At 53.9% G+C, this 23,471-nt stretch carries 25 protein-coding genes and 1 other RNA gene; 13 read left to right on the top strand and 13 right to left on the bottom strand.

Annotated features, from left to right (window positions below):
* The first annotated feature begins 38 nt into the window (after positions 1-38).
* Positions 39-377, top strand: coding sequence for a P-II family nitrogen regulator (glnK, locus tag ACRDCA_RS07380; protein ID WP_004949337.1), 339 nt, complete (start codon positions 39-41; stop codon positions 375-377).
* A gap of 37 nt (positions 378-414) precedes the next feature.
* On the top strand, positions 415-1,701 hold the full coding sequence (gene amtB, locus ACRDCA_RS07375) for an ammonium transporter AmtB (RefSeq protein WP_438688940.1): 1,287 nt from the start codon (positions 415-417) through the stop codon (positions 1,699-1,701).
* A 50-nt stretch (positions 1,702-1,751) separates the two neighbouring features.
* On the opposite strand, the gene tesB is transcribed toward amtB, so the two are convergent.
* Positions 1,752-2,615, bottom strand: coding sequence for an acyl-CoA thioesterase II (gene tesB / locus ACRDCA_RS07370; RefSeq protein WP_438688939.1), 864 nt, complete (start codon positions 2,613-2,615; stop codon positions 1,752-1,754).
* A 234-nt stretch (positions 2,616-2,849) separates the two neighbouring features.
* Here tesB and ACRDCA_RS07365 point away from each other — a divergent pair, with 234 nt between their 5' ends.
* Complete coding sequence (locus ACRDCA_RS07365; RefSeq protein ID WP_438688938.1) at positions 2,850-3,344, top strand: YbaY family lipoprotein; 495 nt, start codon at positions 2,850-2,852, stop codon at positions 3,342-3,344.
* 53 nt (positions 3,345-3,397) lie between these two features.
* Here ACRDCA_RS07365 and ACRDCA_RS07360 read toward each other — a convergent pair whose 3' ends face one another.
* Positions 3,398-3,712 carry an MGMT family protein gene (locus ACRDCA_RS07360; RefSeq protein WP_438688937.1) on the bottom strand — a complete coding sequence of 105 codons (315 nt, stop codon included), beginning with the start codon at positions 3,710-3,712 and terminating at the stop codon, positions 3,398-3,400.
* A 155-nt stretch (positions 3,713-3,867) separates the two neighbouring features.
* On the opposite strand from ACRDCA_RS07360, the gene ffs reads away from it, so the two are divergent.
* Positions 3,868-3,964: signal recognition particle sRNA small type (gene ffs, locus ACRDCA_RS07355), an RNA gene on the top strand.
* Between the two features lie 74 nt (positions 3,965-4,038).
* On the opposite strand, the gene ACRDCA_RS07350 is transcribed toward ffs, so the two are convergent.
* Complete coding sequence (locus ACRDCA_RS07350) at positions 4,039-5,826, bottom strand: adenine deaminase (protein WP_438688936.1); 1,788 nt, start codon at positions 5,824-5,826, stop codon at positions 4,039-4,041.
* Between the two features lie 136 nt (positions 5,827-5,962).
* Between ACRDCA_RS07350 and ACRDCA_RS07345 the strand changes: the two genes are divergently transcribed.
* Positions 5,963-6,895 carry a LysR family transcriptional regulator gene (locus tag ACRDCA_RS07345; RefSeq protein ID WP_438688935.1) on the top strand — a complete coding sequence of 311 codons (933 nt, stop codon included), beginning with the start codon at positions 5,963-5,965 and terminating at the stop codon, positions 6,893-6,895.
* Positions 6,896-6,970: 75 nt separating this feature from the next.
* On the opposite strand, the gene ACRDCA_RS07340 is transcribed toward ACRDCA_RS07345, so the two are convergent.
* The 3 genes from ACRDCA_RS07340 to ACRDCA_RS07330 form a co-directional block, all read right to left on the bottom strand.
* Entirely contained in the window at positions 6,971-7,174 is a 204-nt protein-coding gene (locus ACRDCA_RS07340) for an HHA domain-containing protein (RefSeq protein WP_021180142.1), read from the bottom strand.
* 50 nt (positions 7,175-7,224) lie between these two features.
* Complete coding sequence (gene tomB, locus ACRDCA_RS07335) at positions 7,225-7,593, bottom strand: Hha toxicity modulator TomB (RefSeq protein WP_438688934.1); 369 nt, start codon at positions 7,591-7,593, stop codon at positions 7,225-7,227.
* A 157-nt stretch (positions 7,594-7,750) separates the two neighbouring features.
* Entirely contained in the window at positions 7,751-8,104 is a 354-nt protein-coding gene (locus ACRDCA_RS07330) for a hypothetical protein (protein WP_438688933.1), read from the bottom strand.
* A 380-nt stretch (positions 8,105-8,484) separates the two neighbouring features.
* Between ACRDCA_RS07330 and ACRDCA_RS07325 the strand changes: the two genes are divergently transcribed.
* Genes ACRDCA_RS07325 through ACRDCA_RS07315 form a run of 3 tightly spaced genes read left to right on the top strand, consistent with a single transcriptional unit; the run spans position 8,485 to position 10,938 of the window.
* Positions 8,485-9,177 (top strand): metal ABC transporter ATP-binding protein, encoded by a 693-nt coding sequence (locus ACRDCA_RS07325; protein WP_438688932.1) that lies wholly within the window; start codon positions 8,485-8,487, stop codon positions 9,175-9,177.
* Positions 9,177-10,034, top strand: coding sequence for a metal ABC transporter permease (locus ACRDCA_RS07320; protein WP_438688931.1), 858 nt, complete (start codon positions 9,177-9,179; stop codon positions 10,032-10,034). The genes ACRDCA_RS07325 and ACRDCA_RS07320 overlap by 1 nt, the downstream gene beginning before the upstream one ends.
* Positions 10,035-10,059: 25 nt before the next feature.
* On the top strand, positions 10,060-10,938 hold the full coding sequence (locus tag ACRDCA_RS07315) for a metal ABC transporter substrate-binding protein (protein WP_438688930.1): 879 nt from the start codon (positions 10,060-10,062) through the stop codon (positions 10,936-10,938).
* 107 nt (positions 10,939-11,045) lie between these two features.
* On the opposite strand, the gene ykgO is transcribed toward ACRDCA_RS07315, so the two are convergent.
* From ykgO to sdeX, 4 genes are all read right to left on the bottom strand, one after another.
* Positions 11,046-11,186: a type B 50S ribosomal protein L36 gene (gene ykgO, locus ACRDCA_RS07310; protein ID WP_071998220.1), complete on the bottom strand. Its 141-nt coding sequence runs from the start codon at positions 11,184-11,186 to the stop codon at positions 11,046-11,048.
* 2 nt (positions 11,187-11,188) lie between these two features.
* Complete coding sequence (locus tag ACRDCA_RS07305; RefSeq protein ID WP_438688929.1) at positions 11,189-11,455, bottom strand: type B 50S ribosomal protein L31; 267 nt, start codon at positions 11,453-11,455, stop codon at positions 11,189-11,191.
* A gap of 207 nt (positions 11,456-11,662) precedes the next feature.
* Entirely contained in the window at positions 11,663-14,809 is a 3,147-nt protein-coding gene (gene acrB / locus ACRDCA_RS07300; RefSeq protein ID WP_438688928.1) for a multidrug efflux RND transporter permease subunit AcrB, read from the bottom strand.
* A 17-nt stretch (positions 14,810-14,826) separates the two neighbouring features.
* Complete coding sequence (sdeX, locus tag ACRDCA_RS07295) at positions 14,827-16,011, bottom strand: multidrug efflux RND transporter periplasmic adaptor subunit SdeX (protein WP_438688927.1); 1,185 nt, start codon at positions 16,009-16,011, stop codon at positions 14,827-14,829.
* Positions 16,012-16,153: 142 nt separating this feature from the next.
* Between sdeX and acrR the strand changes: the two genes are divergently transcribed.
* From acrR to mscK, 3 genes are all read left to right on the top strand, one after another.
* On the top strand, positions 16,154-16,801 hold the full coding sequence (gene acrR / locus ACRDCA_RS07290) for a multidrug efflux transporter transcriptional repressor AcrR (protein WP_438688926.1): 648 nt from the start codon (positions 16,154-16,156) through the stop codon (positions 16,799-16,801).
* 22 nt (positions 16,802-16,823) lie between these two features.
* Complete coding sequence (locus tag ACRDCA_RS07285) at positions 16,824-17,177, top strand: DsrE/DsrF/TusD sulfur relay family protein (protein WP_438688925.1); 354 nt, start codon at positions 16,824-16,826, stop codon at positions 17,175-17,177.
* Between the two features lie 94 nt (positions 17,178-17,271).
* Positions 17,272-20,652, top strand: a complete 3,381-nt coding sequence (gene mscK, locus ACRDCA_RS07280; RefSeq protein ID WP_438688924.1) for a mechanosensitive channel MscK — start codon at positions 17,272-17,274, stop codon at positions 20,650-20,652.
* A gap of 31 nt (positions 20,653-20,683) precedes the next feature.
* Here the strand turns inward: mscK and rsmS are convergent, their stop codons facing one another.
* Together rsmS and priC are read right to left on the bottom strand one after the other, a co-directional pair.
* Positions 20,684-20,863, bottom strand: coding sequence for a pleiotropic regulatory protein RsmS (gene rsmS / locus ACRDCA_RS07275; protein ID WP_411752608.1), 180 nt, complete (start codon positions 20,861-20,863; stop codon positions 20,684-20,686).
* Positions 20,864-20,995: 132 nt separating this feature from the next.
* The gene (priC, locus tag ACRDCA_RS07270) at positions 20,996-21,532 is read right to left on the bottom strand and encodes a primosomal replication protein PriC (protein WP_438688923.1); all 537 of its coding nucleotides are present in this window, start codon (positions 21,530-21,532) and stop codon (positions 20,996-20,998) included.
* Between the two features lie 147 nt (positions 21,533-21,679).
* Here priC and ACRDCA_RS07265 point away from each other — a divergent pair, with 147 nt between their 5' ends.
* Together ACRDCA_RS07265 and apt are read left to right on the top strand one after the other, a co-directional pair.
* Positions 21,680-22,060, top strand: a complete 381-nt coding sequence (locus tag ACRDCA_RS07265; protein WP_438688922.1) for a DUF454 family protein — start codon at positions 21,680-21,682, stop codon at positions 22,058-22,060.
* 147 nt (positions 22,061-22,207) lie between these two features.
* Positions 22,208-22,759, top strand: a complete 552-nt coding sequence (apt, locus tag ACRDCA_RS07260; protein WP_025120381.1) for an adenine phosphoribosyltransferase — start codon at positions 22,208-22,210, stop codon at positions 22,757-22,759.
* Between the two features lie 171 nt (positions 22,760-22,930).
* Here apt and ACRDCA_RS07255 read toward each other — a convergent pair whose 3' ends face one another.
* Entirely contained in the window at positions 22,931-23,449 is a 519-nt protein-coding gene (locus tag ACRDCA_RS07255) for a cytochrome b (protein ID WP_438688921.1), read from the bottom strand.
* Positions 23,450-23,471: the final 22 nt, after the last annotated feature.

Here is a 23,471-nt window from a genome sequence, read left to right as displayed (position 1 = left end):
CGGGGGTAGGTTTTTTGGCTTAATCGTGGAGAGGCAATATGAAGCTGGTTACCGTGGTGATCAAACCATTCAAGTTGGAGGACGTGCGTGAAGCCTTATCCTCTGTAGGTATTCAGGGACTGACCGTAACCGAAGTCAAAGGATTTGGCCGCCAGAAGGGTCATGCCGAGCTCTATCGCGGGGCTGAGTACAGCGTCAACTTCTTACCCAAAGTGAAAATTGACATCGCGATTGCCGATGATCAACTGGATGAAGTGGTGGATGTGATTAGCAAGGCGGCCTACACCGGCAAGATTGGTGACGGCAAAATTTTCGTTGCCGAATTGCAACGGGTGATCCGTATTCGCACTGGCGAAACCGACGAAGCGGCTCTGTGATTGCAGGCTCAGTCAACTGAATGGGGATGGATTGATAATGAAAAGACTGTTATCCACGTTAGGCCTGAGTTTGGTAACCCTGGTTCCTTCTTTGGCGTTGGCCGCTCCGGCGGTGGCAGACAAGGCGGACAACGCCTTTATGATGATTTGCACCGCGCTGGTGCTGTTTATGACTTTGCCGGGTGTCGCCCTGTTCTACGGCGGCCTGCTGCGCTCCAAGAACGTCCTCTCAATGTTGACACAGGTGACCGTCACCTTTGCCCTGGTCTGCGTGCTGTGGGTACTTTACGGCTACAGCCTGGCCTTCAGCGAAGGTAACGCCTTCTTCGGTGGCTTCCAGACGGTGATGCTTAAAGGGATCGGGATCGATAGCCTGACCGGTACCTTCAGCCAGATGATCCACGTCGCGTTCCAATGCTCCTTCGCCTGTATCACCGTGGCGCTGGTGGTCGGGGGCTTTGCCGAACGCATTCGCTTCTCTGCGGTGGTGATATTTGCGGCCATCTGGTTCACGATTTCCTATCTGCCGATTGCGCATATGGTGTGGGGCGGTGGTTTCCTGGCAACCGACGGCGCGTTGGACTTTGCGGGCGGTACCGTGGTGCACATCAACGCCGCCAGTGCGGGTCTGGTAGGGGCTTATCTGCTGGGTAAACGTGCCGGTTATGGCAAAGAAGCCTTCAAACCACACAACCTGCCGATGGTGTTTACCGGTGCCTCTATCTTGTATATCGGCTGGTTTGGTTTCAACGCCGGTTCGGCCAGTGCGGCCAACGGCATTGCGGCGCTGGCGTTCCTCAACACGGTGATAGCCACCGCCGGTGCGATCCTCTCCTGGGCCTTCGCCGAGTGGGTGGTACGCGGTAAGCCTTCCTTGCTGGGCGCGTGCTCGGGCTGTATCGCCGGTCTGGTTGCGGTTACCCCAGCTGCGGGTACCGTTGGTGTGGGTGGCGCGCTGATTATCGGCCTGGTAGGCGGCGTCGCTGGCCTGTGGGGTGTGGTGACGCTGAAGAAATGGCTGAAAGTGGATGATACCTGTGATGTGTTTGGCGTACACGGCGTGTGCGGTATCGTTGGCTGTCTGTTGACCGGCGTATTTACCGCCTCATCCCTGGGAGGCACTGGTTATGCCGCTGGCGTCACTATGGGGCACCAAGTGTGGATCCAGTTGTTGAGTGTGGTCGTCACGCTGGTATGGTCGAGCGTAGCGGCGTTTATCGCCTTTAAAGTGGCCGGAGCGGTGGTGGGGCTGCGAGTACCGGAAGAGCAGGAACGCGAAGGTCTGGATGTGAACAGCCACGGCGAGAATGCTTACAACCAGTAAAATGGCTTGAGTCGAAAACGGGGGCGATGGAGACATCGCCCCTTTGCTATTTAAACATCGCGCTTGCGGATCACACCTTCCTGCACCGTAGTGGCTACCAGTACGCCGTCGCGGGTATAGAACTGGCCGCGCACAAAACCACGGGCGCCAGATGCGGAGGTGCTCTCTACCGCGTACAGCAGCCAGTCGTCCATGCGGAACGGACGGTGGAACCACATTGAATGGTCGATAGTGGCGACCTGCATGCCCGGTTCGAGAAAACCGACGCCGTGCGGCTGTAACGCCGTCAGCAGGAAATGGAAGTCAGACGCATAGCCAAGCAGATATTGGTGGATACGCAAGTCGTCCGGCATGGTGCCGTTGGCGCGGAACCAGACGTGGCGATAAGGCTCTTCTACGCTGCCCTTGAGCGGATTGTGGAATTTCACCGGGCGCATTTCGATCGGTTTTGGGCCAATGAACTTGTCGCGCACTTTTTCCGGCAGCATATGCGACAGCTTTTGGGCAATTTCCGACTCTGACATCAATCCTTCCGGCGGTGGCACGTCCGGCATGGTGTTCTGGTGTTCAAAACCTTGCTCTGGGCTTTGGAAAGAGGCCGTCATGTAGAAAATGGGTTTGCCGTTTTGAATGGCGCTGACGCGACGTGCGCTAAAGCTATTGCCATCGCGCAGCGTTTCTACGTCATAAACAATTGGTTTACTGCTGTCCCCTGGGCGCAGGAAATAGCTGTGGAAGGAGTGAACGATACGCTCCGCAGGAACGGTCTGCTTGGCGGCATACATTGCCTGGCCAACGACCTGACCGCCAAATACCTGGCGTAAACCCAGGTCTTCGCTTTGGCCACGAAATAAACCTTCTTCAATTTTTTCCAAATCCAGCAGTTCGAGGAGGTTGTGCAGTGCCTGGCTCATAAAGTGGCGATCCTTTTAGTCATCATGTTGCGCAGTGTGCTGAATATGATGGCAGGACGTCAATATATTGCGTGATCCTTGCTGAGTAGTTAACCATCAACCCAGGCGGGTTTATTGATGCATGAGGTTATTTAAGGCTAGTCTGATAGGGTAAAGTCGGTGTTTTGTGCTAGGTTTAATAGGAGTAGTGGTTTAAGCCACCGATATGTTACTAATAATAAAGGAGACCGACCCATGAAACTCTGGCAAATGGTAGGGGGAGCAGCCGCATTGACGATCACTCTGGCAGGTTGTGCCCACAAGAACGCAGATGTGCCAACGCAGACGGCCAACGCTGCGGCTTCACAGACGCAAATCCAGGGCCCGGTGGTCAAAGGTTCAGTCAATATTCGCCAGCGTATCGCGCTGCCGCCGGATGCCGTACTGACCGTCACCCTGTCTGATGCTTCATTGGCTGATGCTCCTTCGCGAGTGATTTCACAGCGAGCAATCCGCACCGAAGGCCAACAGGCTCCTTTCCAGTTCGTACTGCCTTATAACCCCGCGGAAATTCAGCCCAATGCGCGCATTATCCTGAGCGCCGCGATCACGGTTAATGGTCAGTTGATGTTCATCACCGACACCATTCAGGAAGTGATCAACCGTAACGGGACCCAGGCCGATCTGCTGCTGGTACCAGTACAAAACGTTCCGGTTCCGGTGCAGGATACGCCAGCGCCTGCAATGTAAATATCGTTGCCCGCGCCTAACAGCCTTTGCGCCTTTGGCCAAAGGCTGTTTTTTTACCAGTGCCAGCCGTAAAGCTCAAAATCAACCGTGCTTTGCGGGCCAAAGATAATTCCCTCCGCCAGTAATGCCTGCCGTTGGCGCTGAAAATCTTCGCCTTGCTGTGAGATCTGCCCGTGGCGGTTAATAACCCGGTGCCAGGGTAGGGTGCTGCCCTCCGGTAAACGCCGTAATACGCCACCAACCTGACGTGCCGCACGTGGTGAACCAGCCAGCCGTGCCACTTCGCCGTAGGTGGTGACCTTACCGGCAGGAATGGCGGCCACGATATGGAACACACGCTGGCTGAAGCTGGCATCTTCTGGTTGCATGACTGTCTTCCTGTGCGAGAAAAATCAGACAGCTAGTGTGCCACAGGCGAGATGGGTAAGAAAACAGCGGTTGAGCCCGGCTGGCTTGCTATTTGGTTAGCCATCACCGATAATGCCCACCGCTTCGCAATTTAAGAAGCCGTCAATGGGGGCCCTGTTGGTTCTCCCGCAACACTAACTTGTGAACTCGGTCAGATCCGGAAGGAAGCAGCCGTAGCGAGTGACGTGTGTGCCGGGATGTAGCTGGCAGGGTCCCCACCAATTTCTAGCTCCCCCCCAAAAAAAAGCACCGACCAACTGTCGATGCCTTCTGCTATTGATGTTACTTATGCCGGGGTTTCCCAGCAGGCTACCAGCGGATCGACGATCTGGCGTGTTGTGCCGTCGGTCAGGCCAAGATCGGTTAAATGCGGCCCGGCATTACATGCCAGGCAGGTGCCTTCAATCGCTTTGAACACCCGGTAGGGCGGTTCCCAGTCTGCAACTTTGGCACTCAAATCGCGCAGGTTTTTAAACTGCTGTGCCAACTGTGCGGCAGGGAGATCGGAAAGCATACCGGCGATCGGCATAGCCACCTGCGCCAATATTTCACCGTTCTGGCTGAGGGCCATGCCGCCGCCAGTGGCGATCAGCGCGTTGGCGGCCAGCGCCATATCATGAGGATCGCGGCCCAGCACCACCAGGTTATGTGAATCATGAGAATAACTGGTGGCGATCGCCCCACGCAATTCTCCCCAACCTTCCAGTAATGCCAACTGTGGCCTGGCCGGGTGGCGGGCGTGGCGATGCTGTACCCAGATCAGGCTGAAACCCGGCGGGAGCTGCACCTTGCCATCGCGTACTTCCACCGTGGTTTCATTCCATTGGGTGAAGCGCGCGCCTTTGATATGGCGCAACGTAGCCTGGCCGTGACGAATGGCAGCAATGCGCATGATGAAATCGTCTGCGGCCAATGGCGGCAGGTGTAGCGTGTCACGCGGTGCGGATACGCCTGGCGTCGCTTGCACTGGAGCCAGCATTTTGCCCTGTTCTGCCAGACACTGGCCAGCAACGTAAACCCGCTGGGCCTGAAGGTGCTCCAGAGAGTCAAAGACTACCAAATCGGCAATCCGTCCTGCGGCAATCAGGCCCAGATCGTTACGTTGCAAGCGAATGGCGGCATTGAGCGTAGCCATGCGTAGCGCATCGGTGGCTGGCAATCCGTGTTCGATCAACAGATTGAGCAGGGCGATAATGCCGCCTTTCTCCAGCAGTATATCGGGTGGTACGTCATCGGTGCAGATGGTGATTTGAGAGGAGAAGTGCGGCAGCGATTTTAAGGCCGCAACGATTTCAGGTAACAGGTAAGGATGGGAACCCCGGATCTCCAGCGTCAGCCCGGAGCGTAATTTTTCCAGGGCATCGGCAGCAGAGGTCAGTTCATGATCGGAAGTCACGCCAGCAGCCAGATAGGCTTGCAGCTGCGGGCCGCTCAAACCACGCGCATGACCTTCAATCAATTTGCCGCTGTTCAGCCCAGCGTTGAGGATTTCCTGCATTCGCTCACTGCCGTGCAGCACACCGTGCATATCCATCACTTCCGCCACGCCGCCCACTTCGGGCCAAGCCAACATAGTGTCCATCTCGCAGCCACCAAACTCGGCACCGGACATTTCCAGCCCTGGCGTCGAAGGTACGCTGGAGGGAGCCGCGCAGATCACCCGTAAAGGCAGGTTACGGCTGGCATCCACCGCGTAGCGCACTCCGGCAACGCCAAGTACGTTTGCCAATTCATGCGGATCCCAGAAGATGGTGGTGGTGCCCTGTGCGACGACGATCTCGGCATAGCGTTCTGGCAGCAGGTGGGAACTCTCGACGTGCACATGAGTATCGATCAGACCCGGGCTGAGGTAGGCCCCTGCCAGATCTTGCGTTTGATGGGCCGTTGGCAAAGTGCCACAAGGGTGAACGCTGGCGATCAGTGGGCCGACAATACCAATATCAACCAGACGGATTTCCCCGGTGACCATATCGACCAGATTGGCATTGATCAGCAACAAATCAAACGGTGTATGGCCTGACGCAGCCTGTACGGCACGTTGGCGTTCGTCGTTCCTGACAGAAAAGGTAGCCATTATAATCCCCGTAACAAGAGTAAGGGAGTTACTGTAGGCGGGGGCACAAGCTTTGCACAGATGATTTAATTTATTGTGTGATAAGAAACAGTTATGCTGTGGCAAACGTTTACTTCTTTTCCAGGCAGGTGAAGCTATGTCCGAGCCATGGCGACGATTACCGGCGCTTTCCCTCAAGCAGATTCAGTATTTTGTTACCCTGGCACAGCTACGACATTTCACCGATACCGCCAGCCGTCTGGCGATCAGTCAGCCTGCGTTAAGCAGCGCACTACGGCAAACCGAGGCCGTGCTCGGCGGGAAGTTAGTTAATCGAACGGCCTCGGCGGTTACCCTGACGGAGCTAGGCGCTGCTATCCTGCCGCATGCGCAACGGTTGCTGAATGTGGCTCATGCTAGTTTTGATGATATGCAACGCGTCATGTTGGCCGGAGGAGATGGCACGCTACGCATCGGCCTGGTGCCTTCGGTGAGCAGCCTGCTGTTTCCTGCGGTGCCGCAATTGCTCATGCAGCATTTCCCACGTTTACGCATCGAGTTCCACGATCAAACCAATGATTCCCTGCTGCGGCAGTTGGAAAATGGGCTGATAGACTTTGGCATCGGGGCGCTGGACAGTTCGGTACCAGATACAGTGGAGATCTATCCGTTGCAGGAAGATCCGTTTGTGGCGGTGATGCGCCGTGACGATCCCTTGGCGGATCCCCATCATCTGCCTTGGCGGCAATTGGCTAACCGGGATATTGCGGTATTTTCGAAAGGGAATAGCAGTAGATTGGTGTCGGCATTGGCGGAAAGCCATCGGCTGAACTTGGCAGCTCGCTATCAGGTCGATTTTCTCGAAACGCTGTATGGTTTGGTGCGCTCACAATTAGCGGTGGCTATTTTACCGCAGCTTTATACCACGCATTTAAACGATGAAGAATTAACCGTTATTCAATTACAACAGCCACTGCTTAGCCGCACTGTGGCGCTTATGCGCAGTGCAAAACAAAATCACTCGCCGTTAATTGAAAATTGTTTCCAATTACTACTGCACGATTTTCAGCTCAGAGGCAAGCTAAGTTGATTTTTTAAGATAATGCTTAATTTGAGTTGCCATTGAAGCCGATAATATTATCGGCTCAACGCAAGGCTACTTTGATTATCTTACAAATTTCCAAACGGCGACCGGAATTTTATCGTACAGCTTGTTCATAGTCAGTTCGGCCAGGCGATGATCGGCAGCAGAGTAGAACAGCTCTAGCTCATCGTCAGAGAGTTCGTACTTATTTTTCTCGATCACGCGCTCTAGGGTTTCAATCGTGGTGCATTTACGCAAACGCATCAGATAGTCAATTTTTGTCATGATAACCTTTAGTCTTATTAACCATAAAATTATTTGAGGATAATTATCCCCTAAGTTTTCATCGTGGTACAGATGTCCTCTCCTGAGAACAATCTGAATGTGCGCGCCTTGGTTTTTTGCCAGCGACGCAGATCGGAGTCATTAATACCGTAGCTGCTAAACAGCGTGTAGGTATCGTCGAGGTACTCTTCGACCAGTTCCGATAAGTCACTTTCGTCCATGTATTTAATTTTAAAACTCATTACAAACGAAGCAATATGTTCGATCAGCTCATTAAGCTGAAGATTGACGGCGGACGTTGGATCGTTCACCCAGCCGTGGTGGCTGTCACCCAAGGTGGCTATGCCTTCGTCATACAGATTTTCACACAAGAATTTGAGTTGAGCAATATCGTGCCTTTTAGGCGAATACTCATCCATATCATCCCCCGTCAGTCTTAATTTCGGTGTTGATAACACTCTGTGAGTACACTGATTTAACATCATATACAGTCAAGCTTAGCTCAGGCTTAATAAACTTTCTGCATAATTAATATAAATCATTTTATGCCATCTAGCTGATCACTATTACCGAAACTTACAATTCGTCAGCGGTTGACGGACGCGAGTTGTCGATAACCTCAAACAGCAAACCCTTTTCAGTTACGGAAAATGTGACAGAATCATTTATGTATTCGTCACTGCTGAGATCCAAACATGCGTTAAAAATTGACCATTGATAGCGGTAACTCATTGAATACTCGTTACTACTGATGCAGTTAATCTCAACGATTTCTAATGAACCTTCCGTATAGCGTGCATTCTCGGAGTAAAAGCTTAGCCCACTGGTGAGCGCCGGTACCAATTCAGATAATTGATTAACGATCACTTTCCTTAATTGCTTCACAGAAAGTGTGCCTACTTCGGAACCACGGCTTAGTGTCACTAGCATTTGGATATCTGGTTGTATCACATTCTATGCCGCTATCTTACTCCTTTTCCAGCCTGGGTGGGCAAACTTTTCGTGGAATAACGCTTTTTTACCCAGCTTTGAGAGTTTTACCCTTCAAAAGCTCTGCCAGCCATCCAGTATTCTCGGCTCGATAGCCTGGGAGTGTTACGTTCTGTTGCATTATTCACCCAGGGCGGCTTGAGGTTTGTCAATTTATGTGATGTTATATTATTACAATAACTCCTGTGCTTATCGGCGATAACCATGCTGCCTAACCTCTCCATTACCCTGTTTAGCTCAGCCGCGCTGGTGCGCTGTGCTGCCGTTACCGTACTGCTGCTATTGCTTTGGCTAGCCATTGCCTGGGCGGTTGCGCTGCCATGATAACGCTGCAAAACGCCGTAGTCGGTTATGACCGTACCCCTTTGTTTCCAGCGCTAAGTGGTCATTTTGCCACTGGCTCATTAACGGCAGTGATCGGCGTTAACGGTGCCGGTAAATCTACGCTGTTAAAGTCGTTAGCCGGATTGCACCCGTTGTTGGCAGGCAAACTGAATTTTACGGGGGGTAAAGCACCGGCGATGGCCTATCTGCCACAGTTGGCGGAGCTGGATCGCCAATTTCCTATTCTGGTTCAGGATCTGGTCGCCATGGGCTGTTGGCCGCAAAGCGGTCTGTTTGGCGGCGTTAATAATCGCTCCATGCAGCAAATAGCCAACGCGTTAGCTACCGTGGGCATGAGTTCGCTGGCCCGTGAGGCGGTGGGGGAATTATCCGGCGGGCAACTGCAACGCGCGCTATTTGCCCGTTTACTGGTCCAGCAGTCGCCATTGATTTTACTGGACGAGCCTTTTACTGGCATTGATGCGGCCACCACTCAGCTGTTATTGCAGGTGATTGCGCAGTTGCATCGGCAGGGAAGGACGGTGATCGCCGTATTGCACGATATGTCTACCGTGGCCAACCATTTCCCCGCAGCGTTGTTGCTTACCCCGGAAGGCTGTCATTGGGATCATGCCGAGCGGGTGTTAGCGCATTATTCGACGGCGACTCGTCAGAAAGGAGCTGCGTAATGACGTTACTCCAACTATTAGTCGATCCTTTTGTCTCCTTTGGTTTTATGCGCCGGGCATTGGTTGCCTGTCTGGCAATTTCTCTGAGCGCCGCACCACTCGGGGTCTTTTTACTGTTGCGCCGAATGAGCCTGGTGGGCGATGCGCTTTCTCATGCGGTATTACCCGGTGCGGCAATCGGCTATCTGATTTCTGGCATGTCGCTGGTGGCTATGGGCGTAGGGGGATTTATTGCCGGGTTGGCCGTTGCCATGCTTTCCGGGGTGGTGAGCCGCAAAACCCCGTTAAAAGAAGACGCCAGCTTTGCGGGTTTCTATCTGGGGTCGCTGGCCTTGGGCGTCACGCTGGTCTCTTTACGTGGCTCTAGCGTCGATTTGCTGCACGTACTGTTTGGCTCGATCCTGGCGGTAGATGCGCAAGCGATGGTGATGGTCGGCATTATCGCCAGTGTTTCGCTGGTGATGCTGGCGGTGCTATATCGCGCGCTGGTGATTGAATCTTTTGACAGCACTTTTCTGCGCGTCAGTGCTCCACGCTGGCTGGCGTGGATCCACGGACTTTTTCTTGCGTTGGTAGTGATCAACCTGGTGGCTGGATTTCAAATCCTTGGCACCTTGATGTCGGTAGGGCTGATGATGCTACCAGCGACCTGCGCCCGCTTCTGGGCACGAGATTTACCACAGACATTGGCCGTGGCAATGGGGATTGCGTTGCTCGCCAGCCTGGTTGGTCTGGAGTGGTCCTACTATGCGTCACTCCCCGCTGGCCCCGCAATTGTGCTCAGCGCCAGCGTGATGTTTTTACTGTCGATTTTGTTTGGGACGCGTGGCGGGATGTTGCGCCGTGCGCGTCATTAAGAAGTGCTATCTGCAAGGAGAAATCATGAAATCTTTACCCATTACGCTGGTGGCAGCTGCTCTGCTTGCCAGCCCGTTTGTGCAGGCAAAAACCGTTGAGGCAGTGGCCAGCTTTTCGATTCTGGGTGATATCGTCAAACAGGTGGGGGGCGAACATGTGAAAGTCAGCACCCTGGTTGGCCCGGATGGCGATCCTCACAGTTTTGAGCCATCACCGCAAGACAGCAAGCAGCTGGCTCAGGCAGATGTGGTGTTTGTCAGCGGGTTGGGGCTTGAGGGGTGGATCGACCGATTGGTTAAAGCGTCGGGCTATCAAGGGGAGGTGATCACCACCTCCAAAGGGATCGCGTCGCGCAGCATGGAAGAAGAGGGCAAACAGGTCACCGACCCACACGCCTGGAACAGCATGAAGAATGGCGTGCAGTATGCGACTAACGTGATGAATGCGCTGATCGCCGCCGATCCTGAAGACGCAGCCTATTTCCGCCAACGGGGTGGTGAATACATTCAACAGCTTCAGCAGCTTGATGGTTGGGCCAAAGCCCAGTTCGCTGAGGTGCCACAGCAAAAGCGCAAGGTGCTGACCAGTCATGATGCCTTCGGTTATTTTGGGCAAGAGTACGGCGTCACCTTCCTTGCCCCGGTCGGTTTTTCTACCGAGGCCGAAGCCAGCGCCAGCGATGTCGCCGGGCTGATCAAACAGATCAGGCAGGAAAAGGTCAACGCCTACTTTATTGAGAACCAAACGGATCCGCGTCTGGTGAAGCAGATCGCGGCGGCAACGGGGGCAAAAGCAGGGGGCGAGCTGTATCCTGAAGCGCTATCCAAGCCACAAGGCCCGGCAGCCAGCTACGTTCAGGCGTTCAAGCATAATGTCGAGGCCATTGCGGGCAGCATGAAGTAGCTTTTATCCCCATCGGTTGCGGTGGGGCTTTCTCTTGATGATGGCACCGGGCAATAAAAAGCCCCGTTGAGCAGCAACGGGGCTTTGGTTAGTTATGACACTGTGGTTTAACGCTTCTTCTTACGTCCCTGTACCGCTTTAAAACGCGGGTTGGACTTACAAATCACAAAGACGCGGCCATGACGGCGCACCACTTTGCAATCTGGATGGCGGCCCTTCGCCGAACGTAGTGAACTCAATACTTGCATTATCAACCCCGATTTTTTCTACTGTTAACCAAATGACCAAACCGCTGCTGGAAGCGCGCGGTACTGCCTTCTTTTGAGAACTCCTTCTGCTTACCGGTGTAGTACGGGTGTGAAGCGGAAGAGACGTCTATGGTGACGTAGGGCCAGCTTTTGCCCTCAAGTTCGATGGTGCGATCGGTTTTGATGGTCGATCCCACCTTGAAGTAGGTATCGGCACTGAGATCGTGAAATACCACGGTGCGGTAGTCTGGATGGATGCCTGCTTTCATGATGACCCTAATTGTTATGTTATACTATAACATTTATTATACACCTCTCCGGGATCGGGATCAACCCCAAATTGGCGTTAATCCTGGTTGGGGTTGTTGGCTGGATAACAGGCAAAAAAAAGGCCGCTTGCGCGGCCTCAGACGATTGATGAACCTCATTGGGTTCACAAAACGTTGGGGCGCAGCATGCTGCGCCCGTTTGGAGCATCAGTGATGCTTAACCGGATGGGTATGTTCCAGATCTTCAGTCTTTTTGCTGAAGCGGCGGCGAACCACCACGAAGAACACCGGTACAAAGAAGATTGCCAGGACGGTTGCTGTCACCATCCCGCCCATTACGCCGGTACCTACCGCGTTCTGTGCGCCGGAGCCTGCACCGCTGCTGATAACCAGCGGCATAACCCCGAGGATAAAGGCCAGTGATGTCATCAGGATTGGACGCAGACGCATACGCACCGCTTCCAGAGTTGATTCAACCAGCCCTTTACCTTCTTTATCCATCAGGTCCTTGGCAAATTCCACGATTAATATCGCGTTCTTCGCCGACAACCCAATGGTTGTCAACAGGCCCACCTGGAAGTAAACGTCGTTTTCCAGCCCACGCATGGTCGCGGCCAACAGGGCGCCTATGACCCCCAATGGTACAACCAACATAACGGAGAATGGAATCGACCAGCTCTCGTACAGAGCAGCCAGACACAGGAACACCACGATCAGTGAGATGGCGTACAGTGACGGAGCCTGGTTACCGGACAGACGTTCCTGATAGGACATACCGGTCCAGTCATAGCCCACACCGTTTGGCAGTTTCGCCGCCAGTTGCTCCATCATGTCCATCGCTTCACCGGTACTCTTACCTGGTGCCGCCTGGCCGAGGATTTCCATCGATGGCAAGCCGTTGTAACGTTCCAGACGCGGTGAACCGAATTCCCATTTCGCCGTAGCGAAGGCGGAGAACGGTACCATCTGCCCGGTGCTACCACGCACATACCAGTTATTAATATCCTCCGGCAGCATACGGAACGGGGCTTCAGCCTGTACGTAAACCTTCTTCACACGACCGCGGTCGATAAAGTCGTTCACGTAGGAGCCGCCCAGCGCGGTGCCGATGGTGGTATTAATATCGCTCAGGGAAACGCCCAACGTCTGTGCTTTTTCCTGATCGATGACCAGTTTGAACTGAGGTGTATCTTCCAGACCGTTAGGGCGCATACCGGTCAGCAAATCAGAGTGTTCTGCCGCCATGCCCAACAGTTGGTTACGCGCTGCGGTCAGTTTTTCGTGACCAAGGTTAGCCTGATCGATCAACTGGAAGTCGAAGCCGGTCGCCGTCCCCAGTTCCACAATCGCTGGCAGGTTAAAGGCGAAAACCAAACCGTCTTTAATCTGCGAGAAAGCGCCCATGGCACGGGCTGCAATCGCTGGCACCTTGTTCTCTTCGCCTTTACGCTCAGACCAGTCTTTCAGGCTGACAAACGCCAAACCGGTGTTCTGACCCTGGCCGCTGAAGCCGAAGCCATTAACGGTAAACACCGAGTTGATGTTGTCTTTTTCGTTTTCGTGGTAATAGCGGTTAACTTCATCCAGGACTTTCTGGGTACGTTCCTGTGTGGCACCCGCTGGCATTTGTACCATGGTCAGCAGGATGCCCTGGTCTTCGTCCGGCAGGAACGAGGAAGGCAAGCGCATGAACAGCACGGCCATACCAACCACAATCAGCAGGTAGATCACCAAGTAACGCCCGGTGCTACGCAGGATGTTCGCTACGCTGTCGGTATAGTGGTGGGTGCTCTTGTCAAACAGGCGGTTAAACCAGCCGAAGAAGCCGGTCTTGATGCCATGATCGCCTTTCGGGATCGGTTTGAGCATGGTGGCACACAGCGCCGGCGTCAGGATCAACGCCACCAGTACGGACAGCACCATGGCGGAAACGATGGTGATCGAGAACTGACGATAGATGGCCCCGGTTGACCCGCCAAAGAAGGCCATCGGGATAAATACTGCCGACAGCACCATGGCGATACCGACCAGTGCGCCCTGGATCTGTTCCATCGATTTCTTGGTGGCTTCTTTCGGCGGCAGGCCCTCTTCGGCCATGACGCGCTCGACGTTTTCTACCACCACGATGGCGTCATCCACCAGCAGGCCTATCGCCAACACCATGCCGAACATCGTCAGGGTGTTTATCGAGAAGCCAAACGCTGCCAGGATAGCGAACGTCCCCAGCAATACCACCGGTACGGCGATCGTTGGGATCAGCGTAGCGCGGAAGTTCTGCAGGAACAGATACATCACCAGGAATACCAGGATGATTGCTTCGATCAGCGTTTTGACCACTTCGTTAATAGAAATCTTAACGAACGGTGTGGTGTCGTAAGGATAAACAACCTTCAGGCTTGCAGGGAAGAACGGTTCCAGCTTGGCCAGTTCCGACTTGACTTCCGCCGCCGTGTTCAGGGCGTTGGCACCGGTTGCCAGCTTGATGCCGATACCGGCAGCAGGTTTACCGTTATAACGGGCAATGATGTTGTAGCTCTCACCGCCCAGCTCAACCCTGGCCACGTCTCTCAGGCGTACCTGCGAACCATCCGGGTTAACTTTCAGCTGGATTTTGCTGAATTCTTCCGGTGAGGTCAGACGGGTTTGCGCGATGATCGAGGCGTTCAACTGTTGGCCTTTCACCGGTGGGGTACCACCGAGCTGGCCTGCAGCAACCTGGTTGTTCTGCACTTTGATCGCGGCGATAACATCGCCTGGGGTCAGTTGGTAGTTGTTCAGTTTGTTGGGATCGAGCCAGATACGCATCGCGTACTGGGAACCAAACAGCTGAACGTCACCCACACCAGAAGTACGGCTGATAGGATCCTTGATGTTGGAACCGACATAGTCCGCGATATCTTCCTGCGACATGCTGCCGTCGTCGGAGATAAAGCCCGCTACCATCAGGAAGCTGCTGCTTGATTTCTCGACGCTGACGCCCTGTTGCTGCACTTCTTGCGGCAGCAGTGGCATGGCCAACTGCAGCTTGTTCTGCACCTGCACCTGAGCGATATCAGGATCGGTACCGGAGTTGAAGGTCAACGTAATCTGAACGTTACCGGACGAGTCACTGTTGGAGGACATGTACAGCAGGTTATCGATACCGTTCATATTCTGTTCGATAACCTGTGTCACGGTATCCTGCACCGTTTTGGCGTCAGCGCCCGGGTAGTTGGCGGCGATCGTGACTGCTGGTGGCGCAATGGTCGGATATTGCGCAATAGGCAGCTTCATAATCGACAAGATGCCCGCCAACATAATGATGATGGCGATTACCCACGCAAATATGGGGCGATCTATAAAGAACTTAGCCATGTATTACCGGCTCCTTTTTATGACTTCTTCTCGGGTTCAGACGCCGTCTGCGGCTTGCTATCCGCTTCTTGCGCTTTCACCTGAACGCCAGGTCTGATTTTCTGCAGGCCGGTAACAATGACGCGATCGCCCGGTTTCAAACCAGCCGTCACTAACCATTTGTTGCCAATGGCCTGTGCGGCGGTCAGCGTACGAACTTCCACTTTATCGTCCGCACCGACAACCATCGCGGTAGCTTCACCACGTGGGTTACGGGTGATACCTTCTTGTGGCACCAGCAGGGCATCGCTACGCACGCCTTCGTCCAGACGGGCACGTACGAACATGCCTGGCAGCAAGGCATCGTTCGGGTTAGGGAAGATGGCGCGAATAGTGATAGAACCGGTGGTTTCATCAACGGTTACGTCGGAGAACTCCAGCGAACCTTCCTGTGCATATTCCTGACCGTTTTCCAGCAGCAGCTTCACTTTAGCCTTGCCGTTTTCCTGTTTCAGGGTGCCGTTAGCCAGCTCCTGTTTCAGGCGCAGGTAATCGTTGCTTGACTGGGTCACGTCGACATACATCGGGTCCAGTTGCTGCACCGTAGCCAGCGCGTTGGCCTGACCGGAAGTTACCAGTGCCCCTTCGGTTACCGATGAAAGCCCGATACGGCCGCTGATCGGTGAAGTGACCTTGGTGTAAGCCAGGTTGATACGCGCGGTTTCCACAGCGGCCTTGGCCGCTACCACGGCGGCGTTAGCCTGCAGCAGGGTAGAGTTGGCGTTATCGAAGTCTTGTTTACTGATGTAGTTGGTACCCAGCAAAGGCTTGTAGCGGTTAACCGTCAGACGCGCAATTTCTGCCGCGGCCTGGGCTTTGGCCAGATCGCCTTTGGCACTGTCGTAGGCTGCCTGATAGGTCGCTGGATCGATTTGATACAGTGAAACACCGGCCTTGATATCGCTGCCTTCGGTAAAGTTGCGTTTCAGGATGATGCCACTGACCTGAGGGCGAACTTCGGCGATGCGATATGCTGCGGTGCGGCCAGGAAGATCGGTAGTAATATTGAGAGGTTCAGCCTTCAATGTCACCACACCCACGGCAGGGGCTGGGTGTTGAGCACCTTGTTGCTGGGTTTCTTTATCGTTACATCCTGTAAGCACTAAGCTGCCTGAAAGCATCAGAACTGCCGCCAGAGGCGTTAACCCTCTGTTTTTGTTCATAGAAAAACCTCAAGTGTCCGATTTCAAATTGATCAATGGATCACAAGCTTTAAAACCCATTGCTGCGTTAATTATATGTGCGTGCTATGGTACATACATTCGCGAATGTATGTAAATCACACTCCCCCTAAAAAACAACATCATGGCACGAAAAACCAAACAGCAGGCGCAAGAAACACGACAACAGATCCTCGACGCCGCGGTGAGGGAGTTCTCCGAGCGTGGCGTTTCAGCTACCTCGCTGACTGATATCGCTACCGCTGCCGGGGTTACGCGTGGTGCTATTTACTGGCACTTCAAGAATAAGGTAGACCTGTTTAATGAAGTTTGGGAGCTCTCAGAGTCGAAAATAGGCGATCTGGAGATAGAGTATCAGGCAAAGTATCCCGATAATCCACTGCGTATTTTAAGAGAGATTCTGATTTACATACTGACCGCGACGGTCGACGACGGCCGCCGCCGGGCATTGATGGAAATCGTGTTCCATAAATGCGAATTTATCGGTGAAATGATGCCGTTACATGACGCTCGCAAGGTGCTTTACCTTGAAGGCTATGAGCGTATCGAACGTGTTTTGCGTAACAGTATGGCTCATGGTCAACTCCCTGCCGATCTGCACACGCGCCGGGCCGCAATTACCCTACGCGCCTATCTCACCGGCCTGATGGAAAACTGGCTGTTTATGCCCGAAAGCTTTGATCTGAAAGCCGAGGCGAGTATCTTGGTCGACAGTTTCCTCGAAATGGTGCAGCTCAGCCCTTCTTTACGTATGAACGCGCCAGCTCGTTAGACCTTAGATAAGGAGAATCCTCATGTCATCTCTGTTACTGATTGCCAACGGTGCGGCCTATGGCCAGGAATCGTTGTTCAATGCGCTACGTCTGGCTATCACCCTGAAAGAGCAGCAGACCGATCTGCAACTGAAGCTGTTTCTGATGTCCGATGCCGTCGTGGCTGGCCTTGCCGGGCAGCAGCCGCGCGAAGGCTATCATTTGCAGCAGATGCTGGAAATTCTGACGGCGCAGCAGGTCCCGGTAAAACTGTGTAAAACCTGTGCCGATGCCCGTGGCATCAGCCAACTCAAGCTGGCCGATGGCGTAGAGATTGGTACGCTGGTGGAGTTGGCTCAGTGGACGCTGGCGGCGGATAAAGTGCTGACCTTCTGATCGCTTTACAGTACATCCTGCAACGCTTTTACTATTCTTGCCAACCTGCGATCGTGATAACCTTGGCGCTTCATTGTTAAACCGACGTTAAATCATGAGTCGCAGGCGTATTCTCCCCGCAGTCCGAACAATTTCCTTCTCTTGCGTTGTGGGTCAATTGCGCATTTTCACGCTATGGCTGTTGTTATTACTGGCTTTGCCTTTGGGTGCCTTCGCAGCGCAAAACGGCGATCTTCCTGCACGCAGCGACATTCAAAGCCAGATTGAGACGCTGAACAAACAAAAAAATCTGACGCCGGTCGAAAAGCTGTCTTTGCAGGATTTAAACCGCACGCTGGAGTTGCTTGACGGCATCGATCGCATCAAGCAAGAGGTCAATCAGCTTAAACAGCAGGTTCAGCAGGCACCGGCCAAATTACAACAGGTCACGCGGGATCTGGAGTCGCTGAAAAATCCGGCTGATGAAGCGGTGACGCGAGCCGAACTGTTGCCGCTTTCCCTGCGCCAACTGGAAAGCCGCCTGTACCAGACGTTGGACGAACTGCAGGACACGCAGGAAAATCTCTCGACCTACAATAGCCAGCTTATCTCATTACAAACCCAGCCCGAACGTGTACAGAGCAGCATGTACGCGGCTTCCCAACGCCTGCAGGAAATTCGTAACCTGCTAAGCGATCGCGCACCGGGGCAACAGATGTTACGCAGCACGCAACAGGTCATGCTCACTACGGAGCAGGTGTTGCTCAATGCCGAGATCGACCTGCAGCGCAGAAGCCTGGATGCCAATACGACGTTACAAGACCTGCTCCAGAAGCAGCGCGATTACACCACCATGAACATCGACGCCCTGGATCGCCGGGTACAGGTGTTGCAGGACGTGGTCAACAGCAAACGGCTGACGCTGTCGGAAAAAACGGCCAAAGAGGCGCAGAACCCGGAGGATGCCAGCGATATCCAGAGCAACAAGCTGGTGAGCAAAGAGCTGAACATCAACCGGCAAATCAGCCAGCGGCTGATCACCGCCACGCAAGAAAGCAACACTCTATTCCAGCAAAACATTCAGGTAAAAAACTGGCTCGATCGTGGTCTGCAATCGGAACAGAACCTGAAAGAGCAGATCCAGGTGCTGAAGGGTAGCCTGGTGCTGTCGCGCATCCTTTATCAGCAGCAGCAAAACCTGCCGCCGGGCACGCTGGTGGCGGATATGAGCACCCAAATTGCAGACTTACGGCTGGAGCAGTTTGAGATCAACCAGCAGCGCGACGAGTTGTTCAAGGGCGATGAATTTATCGACAGGCTGGTGGCCGACAGTAAGGAAAAGGCCAACGGTGACGTGCTGGATGCCTTGAATGAAATTGTTGATATGCGCCGTGAGCTGCTCGATCAACTGAACAAACAGCTCAATAACCAGCTGTCGCTGGCCATCAACCTGCAAATTAACCAGCAGCAACTGACCAGCGTCTATAGCTCGGTACAGGACACGCTGACCCAGCAGATTTTCTGGGTCAACAGCAACAAGCCCATTGATTTCGCCTGGCTCAAGGGACTGCCTGGCGCGGTGAAGGAACAGCTGGCCGGGCTGGATTTCAAATTCGAGCCTGGGCAGATGCTGATGGGGGGGCTGCATGCGCTGGTGTTCCTGATCCCATTACTGATCGTGATTGGCCTGCTGCGCTGGCGCTATCGCCTGATTGACCGGCATCTGCAAAAGCTGGCCAATGATGTCGGCCAGCTAAAGCGCGATAGCCAAATGCATACGCCGAAAGCCATTCTGCTGACCTTGTTAAAGGTATTACCGGGTTCGTTACTGCTGCTCGGTGCCGGGTTCTGGTTCTATCGGGCCGAGTTCAGCATCAGCGATTTTATCTGGGCCTTGTCACAACAGCTGGCGCTGTTCTGGCTGGTGTTTGGCTTCACCTTTCGCATGCTGGCCCCGGGGGGGATTTCTGAGCGGCACTTTGCGACTCCGGCCGATCGCTGTGCGCACTACCGCCGCCAGACTTTCAGGCTGGGGCTGGCCTTGCTACCGCTGATCTTCTGGTCGGTTTTGGGGGAGAAAGCCCCGCTGAGATTGGTTGAAGATGTGATTGGCCAGGTGGTGGTGATCCTGACGTTGACGCTATTAGCGGTACTGGTATTCCCTATTTGCCGCGATCATTGGCGTGAAAAAGACTCCCACAAGGTGCGGCTGCTGATGGTCACCGCGTTGGCTGCCACACCGGTGATCCTGCTTGGGCTGATGTTTGCCGGTTACTTCTACACCACGTTACGCTTGGCTGGCCGTTGGATCGACAGCCTGTATCTGTTCTTCCTGTGGAATATCGTTTACCTGGCGGCTATCCGTGGCCTGAGCGTCGCTGCTCGTCGGCTGGCCTATCGCCGTGCCCTGGCGCGCCGCCAAAACATGGCCAAAGAGGGGGCCGAAGGGAACGAACCGCTGGAGGAACCGCCGCTGGCGTTGGATCAAATCAACCAGCAATCGTTGCGTTTGACCACTATGGTGCTGTTTCTGATCTTCGCCAGCGCGTTTTATGCGATTTGGTCGGATTTGGTCACGGTGATCTCTTATCTCGATAGCGTTACCCTGTGGCATTACACCAGCAACGTGGCGGGCAGTGTGATCCCACAGGCGGTAACGCTGGGCAATATGATGGTGGCGGTGCTTGCGGTGATTGTGGCTTACGTCATGACGCGCAACCTGCCGGGTTTGCTGGAAGTGTTGGTATTATCAAGGCTGCAGTTGCGGCAGGGGGCGTCATACGCCATAACCACTGTACTGACCTACCTGATCACTGCAGTGGGCACCATCACCGCGTTAGGGTCGCTAGGTGTCTCGTGGGATAAACTCCAGTGGCTGGTAGCGGCGCTGTCGGTGGGGTTGGGCTTCGGTTTGCAGGAAATTTTTGCCAACTTTGTTTCCGGCCTGATCATCCTGTTTGAACGGCCGGTGCGTATCGGCGATACCATCACCATCGGCACCTATTCCGGTACGGTCAGCAAGATCCGTATCCGCGCCACCACCATTACGGATTTTGACCGGAAAGAAGTGATCATCCCTAACAAAGCGTTTGTCACCGAGCGGCTGATTAACTGGTCATTGTCAGACACCATTACCCGCGTGCTGATTAAAGTGGGGGTAGCCTACGGTTCGGATCTGGACAAGGTTAAGGCGGTACTGTTGCAAGCGGCACATGAAAACCCGCGCGTGATGACGGATCCAGAGCCGACGGTGTTTTTCCTCAACTTTGGTGCCAGCACGCTGGATCATGAGTTGCGGTTGTACGTGCGGGAGCTGCGCGATCGTAGCTTTACCGTGGACGAACTGAACCGGGCGATCGATCGCCTGTGCCGTGAGAACGAGATCAATATTGCCTTCAACCAGTTGGAAGTGTATCTGCATAACCAGCAGGGTAATGAAGTGCAGGAGGTCAAGCGGGGGCAGGCTCCGGGAGACGGTATTCAACCGGCGGTGTAGGAACCTGACGCTAAAAGCTGGCGGGCCATGATCATTGGCCCGCAGGCAAATACGGTGAGGTGATGCCTGCGCGCTGCATCTTTTCCTGATAATCTTTTCTGACGATATCCAGCGCGGCCAGCGCCGTTGCCGGATCGATCTCGTTGCATTCCAGCAGGTAAATCAAGTCTACCGCCAGTTGTAATTCTGGGGAGGCATTATCTAGCGACATAAGTCCAACGTTTGTATGAGTGAAGGAGTCATCCCATGCGCTAAACGCAGGAGAGACGCAGTTGTGCTTTGGCTGAGTATAGTGAACATGATGCGGGGAAGGGAATAATCATTAAAATAATGTGACAAATATTCAAAAACCGTTTTCTTTTCGCTCGATGCTGCGCTCTATACGCGCCAATGCTTGCCGACAACGCACTAATCTGCCTTCGAAGGCGGCCAGCTCGTGCTGCAATTTCTTCTGCGCGGCGAAAGTGGTCTGTTGCCCCAACAGGCTTTCGCGATCCTGGATCATGGCGATCAGGCGGCGTTCATAGTCCTGATGTTCGGCGAGCTTATGGTACAAATCGACTACCGCCACTTCCTTCGGCTGATTTTTACGCCGTATCGTCAGGGTAGCCATTTCGCGCTGTAACGCCGTGAGCTGTGCCACCAGCTTTTCCGCCAGAAAGGCAACGTGCGCGGTCCGGTTGTCTTTTACCGCCGTTTGTAGCTGGGCAAAGTTCCTCTGTACCTCGGCCAGATAATCCCGTAACCGGGTGCCGTGGTTGGAGAACAGTGCCACGTCAAAGCGTGCCTGCGAGATGGGGACATCGCCTCGGGGTTGGATTTCGCTGGCCAGAGCGACGATCTGTTGTTCAAGCGCCTGTAATAAGCGGTGCGTAGTCACGTGAGATCCTTCGATAAGGCAGTCGGTGCCTAAGCTTGCCCGTGAAAGCGTCATGAAACAAGCTTCCAATGGATAAACCCGCCAACTGGCAGCAATATGGCCAGGGATGATACAGTAAACGGGCTATCATGACAGGTAAGGACAGGCATGACTCGTTGGTTGTTGATTATACTGGGATGGTTGGCCGTGGTGCTGGCCACGCTGGGCGTAGTGTTGCCACTGCTGCCAACGACCCCATTTCTACTATTGGCTGCCTGGTGCTTTGCCCGCTCATCGCCGCGCTTCCACTATTGGTTGTTGTATCGCTCCTGGTTCGGATCGTATTTACGCCATTGGCAACAGCATAAGGCGCTGCCGCCTGGAGCCAAGTGGAAAGCGGTAGTGCTTATCGTGCTGACGTTTGCCGTTTCCCTATGGTTGGTGCCACTTTGGTGGGTGCGCGTTTTACTGCTGACGATCCTGGTTATCCTGCTGACTTTTATGCTCCGGCTGCCAGTTATTGACCTGTCGCAACAAAAACAGCGCTGATCGTGCGGCGTCAGTTGCATTTATCCGCCTTTTTGCATAGATTTGGGCGTTTTCGTGCGCAGGTTTCCTCCCGCCGTTTTTTTGTTCATGGCGTGGCAGTTGAAGGCCTGTGTGGAAGTTATCAGGTAGTTTTATCAGGCAACAACTATGACCGCGACTGCGCAACAGCTTCAGTATATTAGAGACAGTATCAAAACCATTCCCGACTATCCGAAGCCGGGTATTCTGTTCCGTGATGTGACCAGCCTGCTGGAAGATCCGCTGGCGTATGCTTCGAGCATTGAACTCCTGGTTGAACGTTACCGCGATACGGGCATCACCAAGGTGGTGGGTACTGAAGCGCGTGGTTTCCTGTTCGGCGCACCGGTAGCGTTAGCGTTGGGCGTGGGCTTCGTGCCGGTTCGCAAGCCGGGCAAACTGCCGCGTGCGACCCTGAGCGAAAGCTATGAGCTGGAATACGGCACCGATAAGCTGGAAATTCACACCGACGCTATTGTCGCCGGTGATAAAGTGCTGGTTGTTGACGATCTGCTGGCCACGGGCGGCACGATCGAAGCCACCGCTACGCTGATCCGCCGTCTGGGTGGTGAAGTGACCGGTGCGGCATTCATTATTAACCTGCCGGATCTCGGGGGCGAAACGCGTCTGAATAATCTGGGGATTGATTGCTACTGCCTGCTCGACTTCGCCGGGCATTGATATTCTGGACGGCAACCCCGTGGCTCGCTGCGGGGTTGGTGTTTAGCCGCCGCTTCTTGGTATTCCTCTATTCTTTTAACTCCCCACGTTATCGTTGAGCGTTCCATCAGGCATCGCTGACATGTACTGCGCCCCTGTTAATCGGGGCGAAGATAGACAAGCTTAATAAACTTAAACCATGCGCGACAGGATCGGGTGCTTGTCAAACAGCTGATGTTTGATCACGGCACAGACATGCATCAGCAGCATCAGGCCGAGCGAGATGCAGCTAATGCGATGCACGGTGAAAAAGAAGCGGTTAACTTCCAGGTTCTCCAATGGTTGTGGGATCTGGATCAGGCCAAACAGGCTGTAGCCATGTTCCAACATCAGGAACCCACTGATCAGCACCGCAAAGATGATGAGATAGAAAATCTCGTGCAGCAGGACAACCAGCCCTTTCTTGTGCCCAGTAATATGGCTGCCGTAAGGCACGGAAGGGCGGAAGAAGCGCCAGATAAAGCGCACGACCATCAACGTAGCCATCACTGTTGCCAGCGACATGTTCAGTTCGGAAAAGAACCTGAACACCTGTGGGTCTGAAATAAAGTGCAGACCGTAACCCACGATGGTGGCGTAAATGATCCCTATGGCCAACACCCAGTGCAAGATGCGGGAGAACAGGTCATAGCGTGTTTTATGAGTCGTCATTATGGGATTCCGTAAAACAGGA

It is taken from the genome of Serratia sp. (in: enterobacteria), assembly GCF_051654945.1.
GTDB lineage: Bacteria > Pseudomonadota > Gammaproteobacteria > Enterobacterales > Enterobacteriaceae > Chania.
The sequence above is the reverse complement of the archived record's forward strand: the minus strand, read 5'-3'. Positions and strand labels throughout refer to the sequence as shown.